Here is a 15,646-nt window from a genome sequence, read left to right on the forward strand (position 1 = left end):
TTTTACCAACCAGAGTGACAGACCGATGATTCGAACCATGCTGCAAGGTAAGCTGCACCGGGTAAAAGTAACCCAGGCAGATTTACATTATGAAGGGTCCTGCGCCATCGATCAGGATTTTATGGATGCCGCCGGTATTCTTGAATACGAAGCGATCGACATCTACAACGTGGACAACGGCCACCGTTTTTCCACTTACGCTATCGCTGCTGAACGCGGCTCCCGCATTATTTCCGTCAATGGCGCCGCCGCACGTTGCGCCTGCGTCGGCGACAAACTAATTATCTGCTCATATGTACAAATGCCGGATGAGCAGGCCCGTACGCATCATCCCAAAGTCGCCTATTTTGGCGACAATAATGAGCTGCAACGTACCGCCAAAGCCATTCCGGTGCAGATTGCCTGAATTATTGCGCCGATAAAAAAAGCGAGACGGCAACACCGTCTCGCTTCGCATCAAACGATAACAAACAGATTAACTGCGCAATCCGCGTCCCCGCTCAATCAACCACCAGCTCAGCCCATAAAACACCACGATGAACGTCAGCAGCACAGCCAACGTCAGCAGCAACGGCACGTCATGAATACCCAAAAACCCGAAGCGGAAACCGCTGATCATATAAACGATCGGGTTAAGTTTGGATACTGTCTGCCAGAATGGCGATAACAACGACAACGAATAGAACACACCGCCCAGATAAGTCAGCGGCGTCAGCACGAAGGTGGGTATCAGGCTGATATCGTCAAAGGTTTTGGCAAACACGGCGTTGATAAGCCCCGCCAGCGAAAACAGCATCGCCGTCAGCAACAAGGTCACCACCACCATCCACCAGGCATGAACCTGCAACGGCACAAAGCATAACGATACCGCCGTTACCAGCACGCCAACGCAAATGCCGCGCGCCATTCCGCCCCCCACATAACCAGCGATAATAATGTGCGTCGGCACCGGCGCTACCAGCAGTTCTTCGATATTGCGCTGGAATTTGGCGCTGAAAAATGACGACGCGACATTCGCATAGGCGTTGGTAATCACCGACATCATGATTAACCCCGGCACGATAAACTGCATGTAGCTAAAGCCATTCATCTCGCCGATTCGGTTGCCGATCAGGTTGCCGAAGATAACGAAATACAGCGACATGGTGATCACCGGCGGCAGCAATGTCTGAATCCAGATCCGGGCGAAACGGTTGACCTCTTTGCTCCAGATACTCTGCAACGCCACCCAATATAACCCCATCATGCTTTATCTCCGTTGTTATTGAGCAGAGCAACAAACAGTTCTTCCAGGCGATTGGCCTTATTACGCATACTGAGAACCTGAATCCCCTGCGCGCTGAGCTGGCTGAAAATGCCGTTCAACCCTTGTTCTCTTCTGACATCCACTTCCAGCGTGGAAGTGTCCACCAGCCGGTGCTGATAGCCTTCCAACCGCGGCAAGGCGCTCTTCGCCGCCAGATCGAAAATAAAGGTTTCTGATTGCAACTTGGCCAACAGCGCTTTCATTGAGGTGTTTTCCACCAATTGCCCAGACTGGATGATGCCGATATTGCGGCATAACATCTCCGCTTCTTCCAGATAATGGGTGGTCAGGATAATCGTCGTACCCTGCCCATTAAGCTCTTTGAGAAATCCCCACATTGAACGCCGCAATTCAATGTCCACCCCAGCGGTCGGCTCATCAAGAATCAACAGCTTAGGTTCATGCATCAACGCACGCGCAATCATCAGCCGACGCTTCATGCCGCCGGACAACATACGCGCGCGTTCGTTACGTTTACCCCACAAATCAAGCTGGTTGAGGTATTTTTCGGCGCGTTGTACCGCTTCCTGCCGGGGAACGCCGTAGTAACCAGCCTGATTGACCACGATTTGCATCACAGTCTCAAACGGATTGAAGTTGAACTCCTGCGGCACTAACCCCAGTTGCCGTTTGGCGTTCACGATATCCCGGTCCAGATCGTGACCGAACACCTGAACGCTGCCGTCAGTTTTGTTAACCAGTGAACTAATGATGCCGATAGTGGTGGATTTACCCGCGCCGTTAGGTCCCAGCAGAGCATAAAAATCCCCCGCTTCGACGCGCAGGTCAATGCCGCGCAGGGCGCGAACGCCGCCTGGGTAAGTCTTGGTCACATTCGCCAATTCCAGTGCATATGTCATAGCTGAAAGCGTGCCTTATTATCAGTTGAGCGAGTCCTGGTCGGACCCAGTTTTCGATTTCAAAACCCCTGTGATTGCTCTATATTACCCTGCACCGCCCTTTTGTTGTTACAGGTCATTTACTTTCATGAAAACCATAGAAACGCTTATCGCCAATAACCAGCAATGGTCTGAAACGATAGTGAAAGAAGACCCTGATTATTTTGAGCGACTTGCATTAGCTCAGCGCCCTCGATTTCTGTGGATTGGCTGCTCTGACAGCCGCGTTCCCGCCGAAAGCCTGACCAGTCTTGAACCGGGTGAACTGTTCGTACACCGCAATGTCGCCAATCTGGTGATCCATACCGATCTTAACTGCCTGTCCGTCGTGCAGTATGCGGTTGAAGTGCTGGAAGTAGAACACATTATCATTTGCGGCCACTATGGATGCGGCGGTGTGCAGGCAGCGGTCGAAAATCCGGAACTGGGATTGATCAACAACTGGCTGCTCCACATTCGTGACCTGTGGTATAAGCACAGTTCATTGCTAGGAGAATTGCCGCCCGAACAACGATTTAACAAACTGTGTGAAATCAATGTGGTGGAACAGGTGTACAACCTCGGCCACTCTACCATCATGCAGTCAGCCTGGAAACGCGGTCAGAAAGTGACGATTCATGGCTGGGTCTATGGGATTCAGGATGGGCGCTTGCGCGATCTGGAAGTCACCGCTACCAGCCGCGAAACGCTGGAACAGCGTTATCGCCGGGCAGTCTCAGCTCTGTTTTAAACACACTGATTGTTTTAAGCATACTGATTGTTTTAAAGACACTAATTAGCTTTAAACACCGCAGTATTAATCACGCCCATGCCATCATGGGCGTGATGTTATGAGTTATAGCGGGATGACCTTGCCGATAAACGGCAGGTGACGATAGTGCTGGGCATAGTCGATACCATACCCCACGACAAACTCATCAGGGATAGAAAAACCGACCCATTCCACCGGCACCGGAACTTCACGGCGTGACGGTTTATCCAGCAGTGTACAGATAGCCAGCGATTTCGGCTCGCGCAGTTGCAGAATTTCCCGCACTTTGCTTAACGTATTACCAGAATCGATAATATCTTCAACAATCAACACATCTTTGCCGCGGATATCCTCATCCAGATCCTTAAGGATTTTCACATCGCGGGTTGAATTCATACCACTGCCGTAGCTGGATGCGGTCATGAAATCGACTTCATGCGAATGGTCAATGGCACGACACAAATCGGCCATAAATACAAAAGATCCTCGCAATAACCCTACCAGCACCATGTCGCAGCTGCTATTGCGATAATGTTCGCTGATCTGTCGTCCAAGTTCAGTCACCCGCGCCCTGACCTCAAGCTCGGAGATCATGACTTCCACCGTATGTTTCATCATACTGACAACTCACAGAAAAAAGATATCCTGTATTGGCCGCAGTGGCCATACTCCAATGCTGACTCACAGTCAGGCTGTGCCGCATTTATCACGGCGCGCAGTATAACAGAAAGCCCGGAATCCCCCACCCATAGCGGAGAGAATATGACATCCTTATCGTCTTCAACGGCTGACAATGTCATTACCTATAAAGTGAATGACCCTATTAACGTTGACCAGTTTATCCACCTGCTTAACCGAACCTCGCTCGGCCCAAGACGGCCTCTGGAGCAACGCGACACCCTCGCCGGCATGTTAACGCAAGCGGGCTTACTGGTAACGGCATGGCGTGGCGATGAACTGGTGGGTGTGGCGCGCAGCGTAACGGACTATCACTTTTGCTGCTATCTGTCCGATCTGGCGGTGGATGAAGCTTTTCAGCATAGCGGCATAGGCCGGCAGCTTATCGAACACACGATGCGGCAACTGAAACCGCAATGCCGTCTGATTCTGATTGCCGCCCCCCAAGCGGTGGATTACTACCCCAAAATCGGCTTTGAGGCGCATCCCAGCGCCTGGCACATTCTGGCGAGTGATTTTCTTGCGCTGAAAGGCTGAAACCAAACGTTTTATCTTGTGACGGAAATATCAACGTATTCACAAGAACGTGAGGATTTCGTTATCGCAGCATAAAATCGGGTAAAGCGGATTGCGCGGTATCAACAAAAGGTTTCTGATGGGCTTCGGCCAACCGAAACGAGGTGTAACATGACAGCACTAACGAAAACCTGCCGTACTGTGGCGCTGATTGCCGGTATTTCCCTGCTTTCGGCCTTGTCTGTGGCATCTGCCAATCCAGAAAACCCGGAACCGCGAGGGCCAGACAGACAGGAGATAATGCCACCACCACCGGGGTTCCCACCGCCGCCTCCCAGATTACCACCACCAATACCTGCGCTTTATCAGGCGTCATTACAGACGACCGATCCCATATCGGCTGCCAATAAACTGGTTGCCAACATACCGCAAGGCAATGGTAAAACCTATGAAGTCAGCATCAGTGTGAGGGAAATCCCGCCAGAGCCGCGCCTTGAACCGCCGGCGCCAAATGCAATCAGATAGTGTCACATAGCCCCGCAACAGGGAGTGAGGAGAAGAACAGCACGGCGTTGCACCAATGTTGAACAGGGATAAACAAAGCGGGCCTGACGCCCGCTAGTCCTGTGAATTTACCGTCGATTCAGGTGGGAACAGAACCGGTTGATCAGTGCGAATACTCAGCCGAACAGGTTGCCCCGGCTCAAACCAGTTGCCGCTTTGTACCTGAAGTTCCAGCTCACTGACCCGAACACGGTAAAAATTGCTGTTCCCCATAAATAGCCGATCTTCAATCACGCCCGGCCCATCTTCATCCAACGCCAGCGCAATCTCTTGTGGGCGAATCAACCAGTCATATTGCGCACCATGCGGCAATTTTAATGCCCTGGTTGCCTGATGTTCGCCAAGAAAACTCTGCCATTGTCTGTCGCCGCAGATCTTCACCGACAGATAATTGGCATTCCCCATAAAACCAGCCACATAGCGATTAACCGGTCGGTAGTAAAGATCGGCGGAAAACCCTTGCTGCACAATGCCGCCGTCATGGATCAGAATCAGATGATCGGCAAAAGCAAAGGCATCCTCCCGGTCAGATGTCGCAAACAACGTGGCAATACGGCGCTGCCGCAGAATTTGGCGTAGCTCGCTGATCAAACGGTAGCGAATTTGACTATCAACCGAAGAAAAAGGCTCATCCATCAGCAACAATTTAGGTTGGCACGCCAGCGCCCTGGCTATCGCCACCCGCTTATACTGTTCTTGAGAAAGCTCGTGAGGATAGCTACGGGTAAGGGTCTCTAGTTGCATCAACCCCACCACATCCATCGCCAGGGTACACACTTCTTCGGATGACTTACCGTGTAAACCGAAAGTGATGTTCCCCATAACCGTCAGGTGAGGAAACAGCACATCATCCTGAAACACCATCCCTACCGCTGCTGGCGATGTCTCGCCACCTTGCTCTGGAGACCCCACTTTCTGACCAGCGATCACTATTCGACCTTGTTGATGTGGCAGCAGACCCGCTATCGATTTCAGCAGCGTAGTTTTGCCATCACCACTCGCCCCTAACAGACAAACCATCTCCCCTTCATGCACGGAAAAATTCACATTCTCCAGCACGGAAAGTCGCGGGTAGCCGCAACTGAGTGAGGTTATCGCCAGAATCTCCGGGGTCGCCATAACTTACCTATCCTTCCATTCTCATCAATCGGGTTATCCCAAACAGCGGAATCATGCCCACGCCCACCAACATCAGCGCAGGAGTTGCCACCAGCGGCAGTCGCTCATCCATCATAAAGCGAAACACGTAGGTTGCTATGGTTTCCACTTCAAACGGCTGCAGCAGTAGTGATGCATTCAGCTCACGCAAGCTTTCGGTAAACACCAGCAGCACCCCCACAATCAGGCAATGGCGCAACTGAGGCAGATAAACCCACAGCACTTGCTGTAAAGACGTGTAACCCAGCGACTGACTGACATGGTTCATTGCACGCGGCAGACGGGAGATGTGAATTTGTAACCGGTCAATCAGCAAGCAGCTAAAACGCATACAATAGGCCAAAATCAGCACCAGCACCGAGCCAGCCCAGGGGTCATCCACCACGCCGCTGGTCGACGCACGCCAGGCATCCAGACCTAAAAACGGCACCAGCAACCCCATTCCCAGCGCGGTTGAGGGCAACAACCGATTGATATTGAGCCAACGCAGTGGGTTGCGATACGCCGGGTTTCCCGTTGCCTGGAAATCAAACGAACACACAATCGCCAGCCCGATGACCATCAATGTGGCACAAGCAGCCGCCATAACACTGCTGGTCAATGCCAGCAAAAACGGCAAACTGCAGAGCGGCGCTTCAGATAACATCGACCATCCCACCAGGCGACCGACCGGCACAACAAACGCAATCACGACCAGTGCACCGCCAAACAGCACAGTTAGAAAACACTGCCATCCGCGTAATACCGGCAGATCTTTCGGGCACACGCTAACGGTTTTCTTGTAACGCAACTGACGTGCACGGCATCGACGCGCCTGAAACCAGATCAGGAACACCAGGGGTAACAACAACGACATTAACAGTGCCGCCGTACCGTGTTGTGCCTTGTCACGCCACAAATCCAGACCAGCCGTGGTAATAGTTTGCAAAGAAAAATAAGCAGAAATGCCGTAGTCACCCAGCGCTTCCGAGGCCATTAACACAACGCCAAGCGCGATAGCAGGCCGAGTCATGGGAAAAACGACACGCCAGAAAACCTGAGCATGGGTGTGATTCATCAACTGGGCAGCCTGCCGCAAGTTGACTGATTGTGACATCAACGCGGTACGCACCAGCAAATAAACATAAGGGAACAGCACCAGAGCCAGACAGAGACTGGCACACGTCACCATCCATACCTGCTGCCAGAATGTTTGGGGCACAATGTCCACATCAAATGATAAAGCGTAAAGCGTCTGCTTGACTGGCCCTTCATATCCCAACATGTCGCCATACACCGCCGCCAGTAAGTAGCCGGGCATCGCCAACGGCAATAGCAACGCCCGGTGCAGCCACACCTGACCCGTAAAACGGTAGTGTGACATTATCCAGGCCAGCGGCAACGCAAACAACAGGCTGAATATCACACAGCCCGCCACCAGCATCAGCGAGTTCCTCCCATAAATGGGCAGAACATGCCATAACGCCAACACTGCATCGCCAGGAGTGGACAATGCCATCCCGATCATGGTTACAAGCGGGAACAAAAGGATTCCTGCTAACAGCACACTACTAATGCGCCAGATACCTGAAGTCATGAGAAATCGGTGAAATAAATTTAAACTGCACTATTAATATCAAAGCCAGACGCTGGCGTCATGGTATCAATCGCCGATAAATAGCTGGTAATTGTGCCATTGTACACACACTCCCTCTGTTTGCCCCATCCGGTGCGGCCCCCACCGATTGGTGATATCACGATGATCTGAATAAAACTTGAAATCCGGGCCGGTAACTGTGATAACGTCATCTGATAAAGTATGAAACAGGTTGAATTATGAAACATTCCGCGCTGGTGCTGCTCTTGCTCTCGTTGTTGGGCTTCTCCTCCGCCAGTAGGGCATTGAATGATTTTGAGGCTGAAGACCTCGCCGATCTGACCGCCGTTTTCGTTTATCTGAAAAACAACTGTGGTTACAAAGATCTTCCCAACGAGCAGATCCGCCGCGCACTCGTGACTTTTGCCCAGCAAAATCGCTGGGATCTCAGCAATTACAATCAGTTCGATATGATCGCCATCGGCGAAGCCAGCTACCGCGATCTGAGCGGCATCGCTATTCCCATCCCGAAAAAATGCCAGTCTCTGGCCCGAAATTCGCTCAGTTTACTCGCAAATACGCAATAAAGCGTAAAATCCTCTGTATTGCTTGAAATTTGACCGTGCAAGCGCCATGAGAGTTAGCTATCATATCGCGCCAATTTTCATGGCTGTTATCGCGGAGGAAGCCCTAACATGTCCCAGAAAGAAATTTGGTATGAAACCCTACATGCCAATTTTGGTCAGTATTTTTCGATAGAACAGGTGCTCTATCATGAAAAAACCGATCATCAGGATCTGATCATCTTCGAAAACGCTGCGCTGGGCCGGGTAATGGCGCTGGATGGCGTTGTACAGACCACCGAGCGCGACGAATTCATCTATCACGAAATGATGACCCACGTTCCGCTACTGGCTCATGGTAGCGCCAAACGCGTGCTGATCATCGGCGGCGGCGACGGCGGTATGCTGCGCGAAGTCTGTCGGCACCGTCACATTGAGCAGATCACCATGGTGGAAATCGACGCCGGTGTGGTGGCATTTTGTCGCCAGTATCTGCCTAATCACAGCGCTGGCGCTTACGATGACCCGCGCTTTCGTCTGGTAATTGATGACGGTGTTAATTTCGTCAATGCCTGCCAGGAAAAGTTCGATGTCATTATTTCCGACTGTACCGACCCCATCGGCCCTGGTGAAAATTTGTTCACCTCTGATTTTTATCAGGGATGCGCACGCTGCCTGAATGATGGTGGGATCTTTGTCGCACAGAATGGCGTCAGCTTCCTGCAGCAGGATGAGGCGGTCAACAGCCATCAGAAGCTGAGCCACTACTTCAGTGACGTCAGTTTTTATCAGACAGCCATTCCGACTTACTACGGCGGAATCATGACCTTTGCCTGGGCTAGTAACAATCCGGCATTGCGTGCCATCGATCAAAATAGCCTGCAACAGCGGTTTGACTCATCAGAAATTACATGCCGTTATTACAATCCGGCCATTCATATCGGCAGCTTTGCCCTGCCACAATATTTACTGAATGCCCTGTCAGCCGCCCGCTGAGCATCGGCATCCATAAGGGGGTGAATTAAATTGCAAAAGCTGAAACTACATGGCTTTAACAATCTGACCAAGAGCCTGAGTTTTTGTATCTACGATATCTGCTACGCTAAAACGCCTGCTGATCGCGATGGCTATATTGCGTACATTGACGAGCAGTACAATGCGAACCGTCTGACAGAAATCCTGAGTGAAACCTGTTCCATCATCGGCGCTAATGTTCTGAATATTGCCCGACAGGATTATGAACCCCAGGGTGCCAGCGTCACCATTCTGGTCAGCGAAGAACCCATGGATCCCCGCGATGTGGATACCTCCGAACACCCTGGTCCGCTGCCGAACTCCGTCGTCGCGCACCTCGACAAAAGCCATATCTGTGTGCACACCTATCCGGAAAGCCACCCTGGTGGTGGTCTGTGCACCTTTCGCGCCGATATCGAGGTGTCCACCTGCGGTGTCATTTCACCGCTCAAGGCGCTTAACTATCTGATCCATCAGTTAGAATCGGACATCGTGACCATTGACTACCGTGTGCGCGGTTTTACGCGCGACATTAACGGCGTCAAGCATTTCATCGACCATAAAATTAACTCGATTCAAAATTTCATGTCTGACGACATGAAATCGCTCTATCATCTGATGGACGTGAATGTTTACCAGGAAAATATTTTTCACACCAAAATGTTGCTGAAGGATTTCGACCTGAAGCACTACTTGTTTAACGTCAGTCCTGAAGAGTTAAGCGCCGAAGAGCGCAAGCGCATCACTGACTTACTGTATCGAGAAATGCAGGAAATCTATTACGGTAGAAACATCGCAACCGTATGAGCAGCGACCTGAGGGCATTCGCCCTCAGGCTTTAGCAGTCGAATTTTCTTGTTTTCCTACCAGATAGACCTGAATCACTATTCGGAGAAAAAAAGTAATTTTAGGCGTTCCGTAGACGAAAAAGCCCTGAACCAGTTGATTCAGGGCTTCAAAATGATTGGCGGTGCGGACGGGACTCGAACCCGCGACCCCCGGCGTGACAGGCCGGTATTCTAACCGACTGAACTACCGCACCGCGCTGTGCTCATTGAGCGAGGTGAATACTACGGCCCGTCATCGATTGCGTCAACGCTTTTTATCACTAACCGCTTCTGTTTGCTTACATTTTCAGCGCGGCGCTGATTTTGTCATCAATGGCTCACCACTCAATTACGCCACAGGCAGCTACCGCCTTTTTTCATAATCAAATCCAGCCTTTGCTCATGCGCCACCAGCTCTTCGTCACTAGCATATAACACAGTCAGAGCCGATGCCGGGCGCGAAATACGCTGAATGGTTTCTGTTTGCACCGCCTGCTGCTGGCCCTCCGCTTCCATCGAAAAAGCCAGTGACGTTTGACCACCGGTCATCGCCAGATAAACTTCAGCCAGAATCTCGGCATCCAGCAACGCGCCATGCAGCGTACGCTTGCTGTTATCTATCTGGTAACGATCACACAATGCATCCAGGTTATTACGCTTACCTGGGAATAAGCGGCGTGCCATCAGCAGGCTATCAGTGATGGTACAGAAGGTTTCAGTTTTCGGGATATCACGACCAAGCAGCCGAAACTCATAGTCCATAAAGCCGATATCGAACGATGCGTTATGAATCACTAATTCCGCACCTCGGATAAAATCGAGAAAATCATCGGCAACATCAGCATAAGTCGGCTTATCAGCCAAAAATTCATCGCTAATACCATGAACCTTATAGGCTTCCGGATCGACCAGACGGTCTGGTCGAAGATAAACATGGAAGTGGCGTCCGGTCAGGCGACGGTTCACGACTTCGACCGCACCAATCTCAATAATCTTGTGCCCTTCATAGTGAACCCCCAGCTTGTTCATACCGGTGGTTTCCGTATCAAGAACGATTTGTCGTGTAATTGCAGTGCTCATCGGTTTCGTTTATGTCAGACTTATGCTTTTGACCATGAATAAGAGTCTACCAGAGATGCTAAAACAGGTTGAGATTTTCACTGACGGTTCCTGTCTCGGCAATCCTGGCCCAGGTGGATACGGGGTACTTTTGCGCTACAAGCAGCACGAAAAAACACTGAGCGCAGGCTACCGGCTAACCACTAACAACCGGATGGAACTGATGGCGGCGATCATCGCACTAGAAAGCCTGACCTCTCCTTGTGATGTTACACTCAGTACCGATAGCCAATATGTCCGCCAGGGGATTACCAGTTGGATTCACAACTGGAAAAAGCGCGGCTGGAAAACTGCGGAGAAAAAGCCAGTAAAAAACATCGATCTATGGCAACGGCTGGATCAAGCCATTCAGCGCCATACCCTGCACTGGCAATGGGTCAAAGGCCATGCGGGTCATCCTGAGAATGAACGCTGCGATGAACTGGCCCGCCAGGCTGCCAACGCACCAACCCTTGATGACACCGGCTATCAGCCAGAGTAGCCTAAACCGTAACGAATCAATCACCTGACAAGCCGTCAATCATGCCAGGAACGATAACTTTTCGTCGCCCCCACCGGGCGATTCAATGGTGACTTTCTTAGCAAGGTTTTGGTCGGCGTCATCCTCAGCGGAATCGTACGTTTACGCGCGACGATCAGATTCAGGCACCCCAGCAATGGCAGCGTATTGTTCCACTTGCCCTGTTCTGGCTGGCGCCAGGGCAAGACCTGAAAACTTTTGTGATGTACAATCTCGTAATTGAGCAAGCTCAGCCAGTCCATCACCCGCATTTGGCTGAACATTCTGCTGCAATATGGCTGGCGTTGACGCATACCGGGAACTAAACGCCCCAACCCTACCAGACTCACGGGGTTGAAACCACTGATAATGATCCAACCATCGTTAATCAAAATCCGATCAACTTCGCGCACAATCCGATGAGGATCTGCGGAGTAAGCCAGCACATGGGCAAGCAAACAGGCATCTACCGATTTCTCGATAAACGGTAATTGATAGGGTTCAGCAATAACATGTGCCTGCGGCTCACGACTAACGTTCACCTGATGTGGAATGGTACACATTTGACTATCAATCTCAGTGCTTAATCCCCCGATTTTCAGCAAATGAAACCCAAATATCCGGCTCCACCAAGGGTCAAGCACCCTATTCAAAGTATGAAGATAGTACTCTCCCCAGGGTATCGCCTTCCAGTTGTCAGGCGCCACGATCTTCTGAGATGTTTGTGCTGGCTTCATGCTCTAGAATCTTCCGCAAGCTAATCGCAAAAATGAGGATACAGTATGAATCTTATCAGTGTACCTGCCTTCAAAGACAACTATATCTGGCTACTGGCCAGTGATGAAAAGCAATGTGTGATTGTTGATCCTGGAGAGGCAGCCCCCGTATTACAGGCACTGAAAAACTACGGATTCTTACCTGCCGCCATTCTGTTGACCCATCATCACAACGACCACACTGGCGGCGTGCGACAACTGAAGGATCACTATCCTGACATACAAGTTTACGGCCCATCAGAAACCAAGCAATGCGGCGTGACACATACAGTGCAAGAAGGAGACACGATTACTGCTGTTGGCTCGGAATTTTCTATTTTTTTCGTACCCGGACACACTACAGGACATATCGCATATTATAGCCATCCATATCTATTCTGTGGCGATACCTTATTTTCTGCCGGATGTGGTCGCATTTTTGAAGGTACAGCACAACAGATGTTCGAATCATTGATCAAGTTGGCTGATTTACCTGATGAAACCCAAGTATGTTGTGCGCACGAATACACATTATCGAATCTGGAGTTCGCTCACCATATTTGGCCAGAAGATGTGGATATTCATGATTATCTACTTAAAATCAGACAATTACGTGAAAAAGGAGAATCATCCCTCCCTTCCACACTAGGGCGGGAACGGAGAATAAATATTTTTTTACGTTATCATGACGTTGATTTAAAAAGAAAATTGTCCATTAACTCGGACACCAAGGGGGATTGGCACATTTTTGCGCACTTACGCGCTCTGAAAGACCAATTTTAACGGTTTTTGTTGTACTGAATTGCCAATCAAAGTATGATTGCCTGTCTTTTAAGCAACTATTGACACAGATATGAAGACTAAAGCGATACTTATCGCCTCAGTCGTGTTGACGGGTTGTCAGGTGCCGCCTAATGACACTTCTCAACCCAGACAACATGCACAGAGTCTGTCTTCGGCAGGTCAAGGTGAAGCAGGAAAGTACACAGATGGTCGAGAGACCGGCGCGCGATGGCTGGATGATGATAGCATCGCACAACGAGATCTGTGGAACTTCATTGGCGACGAGCTGAAGATGGAGGTTCCGGAGAATACCCGGATCCGCGAACAGAAACAGCGTTACTTAAAAAATAAGAGCTATCTCCACGATGTAACATTACGGGCAGAGCCGTACATGTACTGGATAGTCGGGCAGATTAAAGAACGTAAGATGCCGATGGAACTGGTACTGCTACCCATAGTGGAGAGCGCTTTTGACCCAAACGCCAGATCAGCATCCAACGCCGTAGGGCTTTGGCAGATTGTTCCTGGCACCGGGCGCAATTACGGGTTAAAACGTACCCAATGGTATGATGGGCGTCGTGATGTTGTTGCCTCCACGACCGCTGCACTGGATATGATGCAGCGTCTTAACCGTATGTTTGACGGCGACTGGTTATTAACCGTGGCTGCCTACAATGCGGGTGAAGGGCGAATCATGCAAGCGGTGAAAGCGAATAAAGCGAAAGGCCGTCCAACTAACTACTGGGCGCTGGCGTTGCCATACGAAACGTCAACCTATGTGCCCAAGATGTTGGCACTAAGCGATATTCTCAAGCACAGCAGAAAGTACGGAGTTGAGTTGCCTAAACCTAACGAAAACCGAGCGTTGGCAAGGGTCGACTTAGGTCAGCAGATGGAATTGACACAAGCAGCCGAATTGGCGGGTTTATCTGTCACCAAGCTCAAGAGTTACAACACGGGTTACACACGTGATGTCACTGCGCCTAACGGACCGCATTACATTATGATACCCAAGTCTCATGTAGGGCAGTTGAAAGACTCGCTGGCAGATGGTGATATTGCATCCATACAACCGGCTAAATCTGTAAAACCGGCAGGCACGACTCGCTCTGTAGGGTACAAGGTTCGCACTGGTGATACATTATCCAGTATCGCTAAGCGAATGAATGTTCGTACTCAGGATCTGCAACACTGGAACCACCTCAAGGGCAACGCGCTGAAAGTGGGTCAGACATTGCAAGTTGCCAAGGTAACAACACCCGTGACGGCAGGTGTTGTTGCAAAAAACAAATCGAACTCGATCATTTATCAAGTTCGTAAAGGTGACTCGCTGGCAAGTATTGCCAAACGTCACGGTGTTAACATTGCTGATGTCATGCGCTGGAATACGGTTATCAGAGATGCCAATCTTCAACCTGGAGATCGGCTGACACTGTATGTCACCAGAAGAGAATCACCAGATTCCTGATACTGATAAAATAAGAACCGCCATCCAGGCGGTTTTTTTATTAGTGCAAGTGTAGAGTTCAAGCAACATCAAACTCCACCAGCAAAGGATTGTGATCAGATGCATTAGTAACCAGTACCGACGAATTCGTCACTTCCAACTCGCGATAAAAAACAAAATCCAATGGCCGACCAAACGTCCGACGTCGTTGATCGTCGGAAAATAACACTTCATCAAGTCCCATTCGCTGGACAAACCGATAAAGCGCGCTGACCCTGGATCGACTCCAGGCATTAAAGTCTCCCGCCATAATCACCGGTCCCTGGTGACGTTTCAATTGCTCACCAATGGTTTCAAGTTGATTAATATACGCCTCTACTCCGAGGCTGAAATTAACAGCATGGATATTTATGGCCATTAACAAGCGTCCATTTCTCAACGAATACACCGTGATCAGTGCTGATTTAGCCAGACGAATTAATGGCTCTCGTTCACGTAGCGGAAAGCAGTACATCGGCTGAGCGGAAGATAGTGTCATCACCCCCGAAGGATGAGGTGGAAGTGCGAAAGCAGGCACCTGATCAGCATAAAGATAGTGTGTGGTGGCAAAGCGAATCAGTTCGGGGGTAGATTGCGCTTCCTGCAATAACATCAGCTGTGTGTTTTCACCAAAATGCTTCAGAACAGAAAGCCAGTTTGTACGCTGTTGCTTAAAAATATTCCACACCATGATCCGCAAGAAACCCTCTGTTGCTATCAGAGGAGCTGAAAATGCAGACTGCTGTTTTAAATAATGCATTGCCGAAGGCTGAAAAATATGCTCAACCGGTTGCCCGGCAACGTACCTTATTGCATAGGTTTTCTTGTGCACATTGTCCCTGCTATACCAGTGAACTATTAATCGTTATAGGGTTTTTATCTTCGCGTTTCAATGGGTGCAAGCAGCAAGATAGATGAGAAATATGGAATAACAATGAAATCGTAGACAATACAACTGATGGCAAGTAAGAATAGGTTCATCAACGGTTTCAAAAGCGAAAAGCCCTGAGCTTATGCTCAGGGCTTTATATGTTGGCGGTGCGGACGGGACTCGAACCCGCGACCCCCGGCGTGACAGGCCGGTATTCTAACCGACTGAACTACCGCACCACCGATTCTGTATGTTATCGAAGAGGTCATTTCGATAACCGG

The 15,646-nt window shown here is 50.2% G+C and carries 18 protein-coding genes and 2 tRNA genes; 9 read left to right on the forward strand and 11 right to left on the reverse strand.

Annotated features, from left to right (window positions below):
- Window positions 1-25: 25 nt before the first annotated feature.
- Window positions 26-406 carry an aspartate 1-decarboxylase gene (gene panD, locus Dpoa2040_RS08285; protein WP_012768777.1) on the forward strand — a complete coding sequence of 127 codons (381 nt, stop codon included), beginning with the start codon at window positions 26-28 and terminating at the stop codon, window positions 404-406.
- Window positions 407-475: 69 nt separating this feature from the next.
- On the opposite strand, the gene Dpoa2040_RS08290 is transcribed toward panD, so the two are convergent.
- Both Dpoa2040_RS08290 and Dpoa2040_RS08295 read right to left on the reverse strand, forming a co-directional pair.
- Complete coding sequence (locus Dpoa2040_RS08290; RefSeq protein ID WP_168640956.1) at window positions 476-1,246, reverse strand: ABC transporter permease; 771 nt, start codon at window positions 1,244-1,246, stop codon at window positions 476-478.
- Window positions 1,243-2,166, reverse strand: coding sequence for an ABC transporter ATP-binding protein (locus Dpoa2040_RS08295; protein ID WP_042872236.1), 924 nt, complete (start codon window positions 2,164-2,166; stop codon window positions 1,243-1,245). Before Dpoa2040_RS08295 ends, Dpoa2040_RS08290 begins: the two co-directional genes overlap by 4 nt.
- Window positions 2,167-2,293: 127 nt before the next feature.
- On the opposite strand from Dpoa2040_RS08295, the gene can reads away from it, so the two are divergent.
- Entirely contained in the window at window positions 2,294-2,935 is a 642-nt protein-coding gene (gene can / locus Dpoa2040_RS08300) for a carbonate dehydratase (RefSeq protein ID WP_042872238.1), read from the forward strand.
- A gap of 105 nt (window positions 2,936-3,040) precedes the next feature.
- On the opposite strand, the gene hpt is transcribed toward can, so the two are convergent.
- A complete protein-coding gene (gene hpt / locus Dpoa2040_RS08305; protein WP_173023993.1) occupies window positions 3,041-3,574 on the reverse strand; it encodes a hypoxanthine phosphoribosyltransferase in 534 nt (177 codons plus the stop codon).
- A gap of 144 nt (window positions 3,575-3,718) precedes the next feature.
- On the opposite strand from hpt, the gene Dpoa2040_RS08310 reads away from it, so the two are divergent.
- The gene (locus tag Dpoa2040_RS08310) at window positions 3,719-4,171 is read left to right on the forward strand and encodes a GNAT family N-acetyltransferase (RefSeq protein WP_168640957.1); all 453 of its coding nucleotides are present in this window, start codon (window positions 3,719-3,721) and stop codon (window positions 4,169-4,171) included.
- Between the two features lie 61 nt (window positions 4,172-4,232).
- On the opposite strand, the gene Dpoa2040_RS08315 is transcribed toward Dpoa2040_RS08310, so the two are convergent.
- The 3 genes from Dpoa2040_RS08315 to Dpoa2040_RS08325 all read right to left on the reverse strand — a co-directional run bounded on the left by Dpoa2040_RS08315 (window position 4,233) and on the right by Dpoa2040_RS08325 (window position 7,397).
- The gene (locus Dpoa2040_RS08315) at window positions 4,233-4,526 is read right to left on the reverse strand and encodes a hypothetical protein (protein ID WP_168640958.1); all 294 of its coding nucleotides are present in this window, start codon (window positions 4,524-4,526) and stop codon (window positions 4,233-4,235) included.
- Between the two features lie 242 nt (window positions 4,527-4,768).
- Window positions 4,769-5,833, reverse strand: a complete 1,065-nt coding sequence (locus Dpoa2040_RS08320) for an ABC transporter ATP-binding protein (protein ID WP_168640959.1) — start codon at window positions 5,831-5,833, stop codon at window positions 4,769-4,771.
- A 7-nt stretch (window positions 5,834-5,840) separates the two neighbouring features.
- Window positions 5,841-7,397 carry an iron ABC transporter permease gene (locus Dpoa2040_RS08325; RefSeq protein WP_246867270.1) on the reverse strand — a complete coding sequence of 519 codons (1,557 nt, stop codon included), beginning with the start codon at window positions 7,395-7,397 and terminating at the stop codon, window positions 5,841-5,843.
- A gap of 290 nt (window positions 7,398-7,687) precedes the next feature.
- Here Dpoa2040_RS08325 and Dpoa2040_RS08330 point away from each other — a divergent pair, with 290 nt between their 5' ends.
- The 3 genes from Dpoa2040_RS08330 to speD all read left to right on the forward strand — a co-directional run bounded on the left by Dpoa2040_RS08330 (window position 7,688) and on the right by speD (window position 9,832).
- Window positions 7,688-8,035: a YacC family pilotin-like protein gene (locus Dpoa2040_RS08330; protein WP_042872250.1), complete on the forward strand. Its 348-nt coding sequence runs from the start codon at window positions 7,688-7,690 to the stop codon at window positions 8,033-8,035.
- Window positions 8,036-8,143: 108 nt separating this feature from the next.
- The gene (gene speE, locus Dpoa2040_RS08335) at window positions 8,144-9,007 is read left to right on the forward strand and encodes a polyamine aminopropyltransferase (protein ID WP_168640961.1); all 864 of its coding nucleotides are present in this window, start codon (window positions 8,144-8,146) and stop codon (window positions 9,005-9,007) included.
- A 30-nt stretch (window positions 9,008-9,037) separates the two neighbouring features.
- A complete protein-coding gene (gene speD, locus Dpoa2040_RS08340; RefSeq protein ID WP_168640962.1) occupies window positions 9,038-9,832 on the forward strand; it encodes an adenosylmethionine decarboxylase in 795 nt (264 codons plus the stop codon).
- Between the two features lie 158 nt (window positions 9,833-9,990).
- Here the strand turns inward: speD and Dpoa2040_RS08345 are convergent.
- Window positions 9,991-10,067: transfer RNA gene (locus Dpoa2040_RS08345), tRNA-Asp, on the reverse strand.
- A gap of 130 nt (window positions 10,068-10,197) precedes the next feature.
- Window positions 10,198-10,932: a DNA polymerase III subunit epsilon gene (dnaQ, locus tag Dpoa2040_RS08350; RefSeq protein ID WP_042872257.1), complete on the reverse strand. Its 735-nt coding sequence runs from the start codon at window positions 10,930-10,932 to the stop codon at window positions 10,198-10,200.
- On the opposite strand from dnaQ, the gene rnhA reads away from it, so the two are divergent.
- Window positions 10,886-11,452, forward strand: coding sequence for a ribonuclease HI (gene rnhA / locus Dpoa2040_RS08355; protein ID WP_168640963.1), 567 nt, complete (start codon window positions 10,886-10,888; stop codon window positions 11,450-11,452). The genes dnaQ and rnhA overlap by 47 nt on opposite strands.
- A gap of 35 nt (window positions 11,453-11,487) precedes the next feature.
- Here the strand turns inward: rnhA and Dpoa2040_RS08360 are convergent, their stop codons facing one another.
- A complete protein-coding gene (locus Dpoa2040_RS08360; RefSeq protein ID WP_168640964.1) occupies window positions 11,488-12,207 on the reverse strand; it encodes a methyltransferase domain-containing protein in 720 nt (239 codons plus the stop codon).
- A 45-nt stretch (window positions 12,208-12,252) separates the two neighbouring features.
- On the opposite strand from Dpoa2040_RS08360, the gene gloB reads away from it, so the two are divergent.
- Together gloB and mltD are read left to right on the forward strand one after the other, a co-directional pair.
- Window positions 12,253-13,008 carry a hydroxyacylglutathione hydrolase gene (gene gloB / locus Dpoa2040_RS08365; protein WP_168640965.1) on the forward strand — a complete coding sequence of 252 codons (756 nt, stop codon included), beginning with the start codon at window positions 12,253-12,255 and terminating at the stop codon, window positions 13,006-13,008.
- Window positions 13,009-13,078: 70 nt separating this feature from the next.
- Window positions 13,079-14,476: a murein transglycosylase D gene (mltD, locus tag Dpoa2040_RS08370; protein ID WP_168640966.1), complete on the forward strand. Its 1,398-nt coding sequence runs from the start codon at window positions 13,079-13,081 to the stop codon at window positions 14,474-14,476.
- 58 nt (window positions 14,477-14,534) lie between these two features.
- Here mltD and Dpoa2040_RS08375 read toward each other — a convergent pair whose 3' ends face one another.
- Together Dpoa2040_RS08375 and Dpoa2040_RS08380 are read right to left on the reverse strand one after the other, a co-directional pair.
- Window positions 14,535-15,326 (reverse strand): endonuclease/exonuclease/phosphatase family protein, encoded by a 792-nt coding sequence (locus tag Dpoa2040_RS08375; RefSeq protein WP_168640967.1) that lies wholly within the window; start codon window positions 15,324-15,326, stop codon window positions 14,535-14,537.
- A gap of 201 nt (window positions 15,327-15,527) precedes the next feature.
- Window positions 15,528-15,604: transfer RNA gene (locus Dpoa2040_RS08380), tRNA-Asp, on the reverse strand.
- Window positions 15,605-15,646 lie beyond the last annotated feature (42 nt).

The sequence above is a fragment of the Dickeya sp. CFBP 2040 genome, from assembly GCF_012273755.1.
GTDB classification, from domain to species: Bacteria; Pseudomonadota; Gammaproteobacteria; order Enterobacterales; family Enterobacteriaceae; genus Dickeya; species Dickeya poaceiphila.

Bases quoted from the DNA above. Each gene is read 5' to 3' on its own strand.
- panD (WP_012768777.1), top strand. From the start codon at position 26: ATGATTCGAACCATGCTGCAAGGTAAGCTGCACCGGGTAAAAGTAACC.
- Dpoa2040_RS08290 (WP_168640956.1), bottom strand. From the start codon at position 1,246: ATGATGGGGTTATATTGGGTGGCGTTGCAGAGTATCTGGAGCAAAGAG.
- Dpoa2040_RS08295 (WP_042872236.1), bottom strand. From the start codon at position 2,166: ATGACATATGCACTGGAATTGGCGAATGTGACCAAGACTTACCCAGGC.
- can (WP_042872238.1), top strand. From the start codon at position 2,294: ATGAAAACCATAGAAACGCTTATCGCCAATAACCAGCAATGGTCTGAA.
- hpt (WP_173023993.1), bottom strand. From the start codon at position 3,574: ATGATGAAACATACGGTGGAAGTCATGATCTCCGAGCTTGAGGTCAGG.
- Dpoa2040_RS08310 (WP_168640957.1), top strand. From the start codon at position 3,719: ATGACATCCTTATCGTCTTCAACGGCTGACAATGTCATTACCTATAAA.
- Dpoa2040_RS08315 (WP_168640958.1), bottom strand. From the start codon at position 4,526: ATGACGCCTGATAAAGCGCAGGTATTGGTGGTGGTAATCTGGGAGGCG.
- Dpoa2040_RS08320 (WP_168640959.1), bottom strand. From the start codon at position 5,833: ATGGCGACCCCGGAGATTCTGGCGATAACCTCACTCAGTTGCGGCTAC.
- Dpoa2040_RS08330 (WP_042872250.1), top strand. From the start codon at position 7,688: ATGAAACATTCCGCGCTGGTGCTGCTCTTGCTCTCGTTGTTGGGCTTC.
- speE (WP_168640961.1), top strand. From the start codon at position 8,144: ATGTCCCAGAAAGAAATTTGGTATGAAACCCTACATGCCAATTTTGGT.
- dnaQ (WP_042872257.1), bottom strand. From the start codon at position 10,932: ATGAGCACTGCAATTACACGACAAATCGTTCTTGATACGGAAACCACC.
- Dpoa2040_RS08360 (WP_168640964.1), bottom strand. From the start codon at position 12,207: ATGAAGCCAGCACAAACATCTCAGAAGATCGTGGCGCCTGACAACTGG.
- gloB (WP_168640965.1), top strand. From the start codon at position 12,253: ATGAATCTTATCAGTGTACCTGCCTTCAAAGACAACTATATCTGGCTA.
- mltD (WP_168640966.1), top strand. From the start codon at position 13,079: ATGAAGACTAAAGCGATACTTATCGCCTCAGTCGTGTTGACGGGTTGT.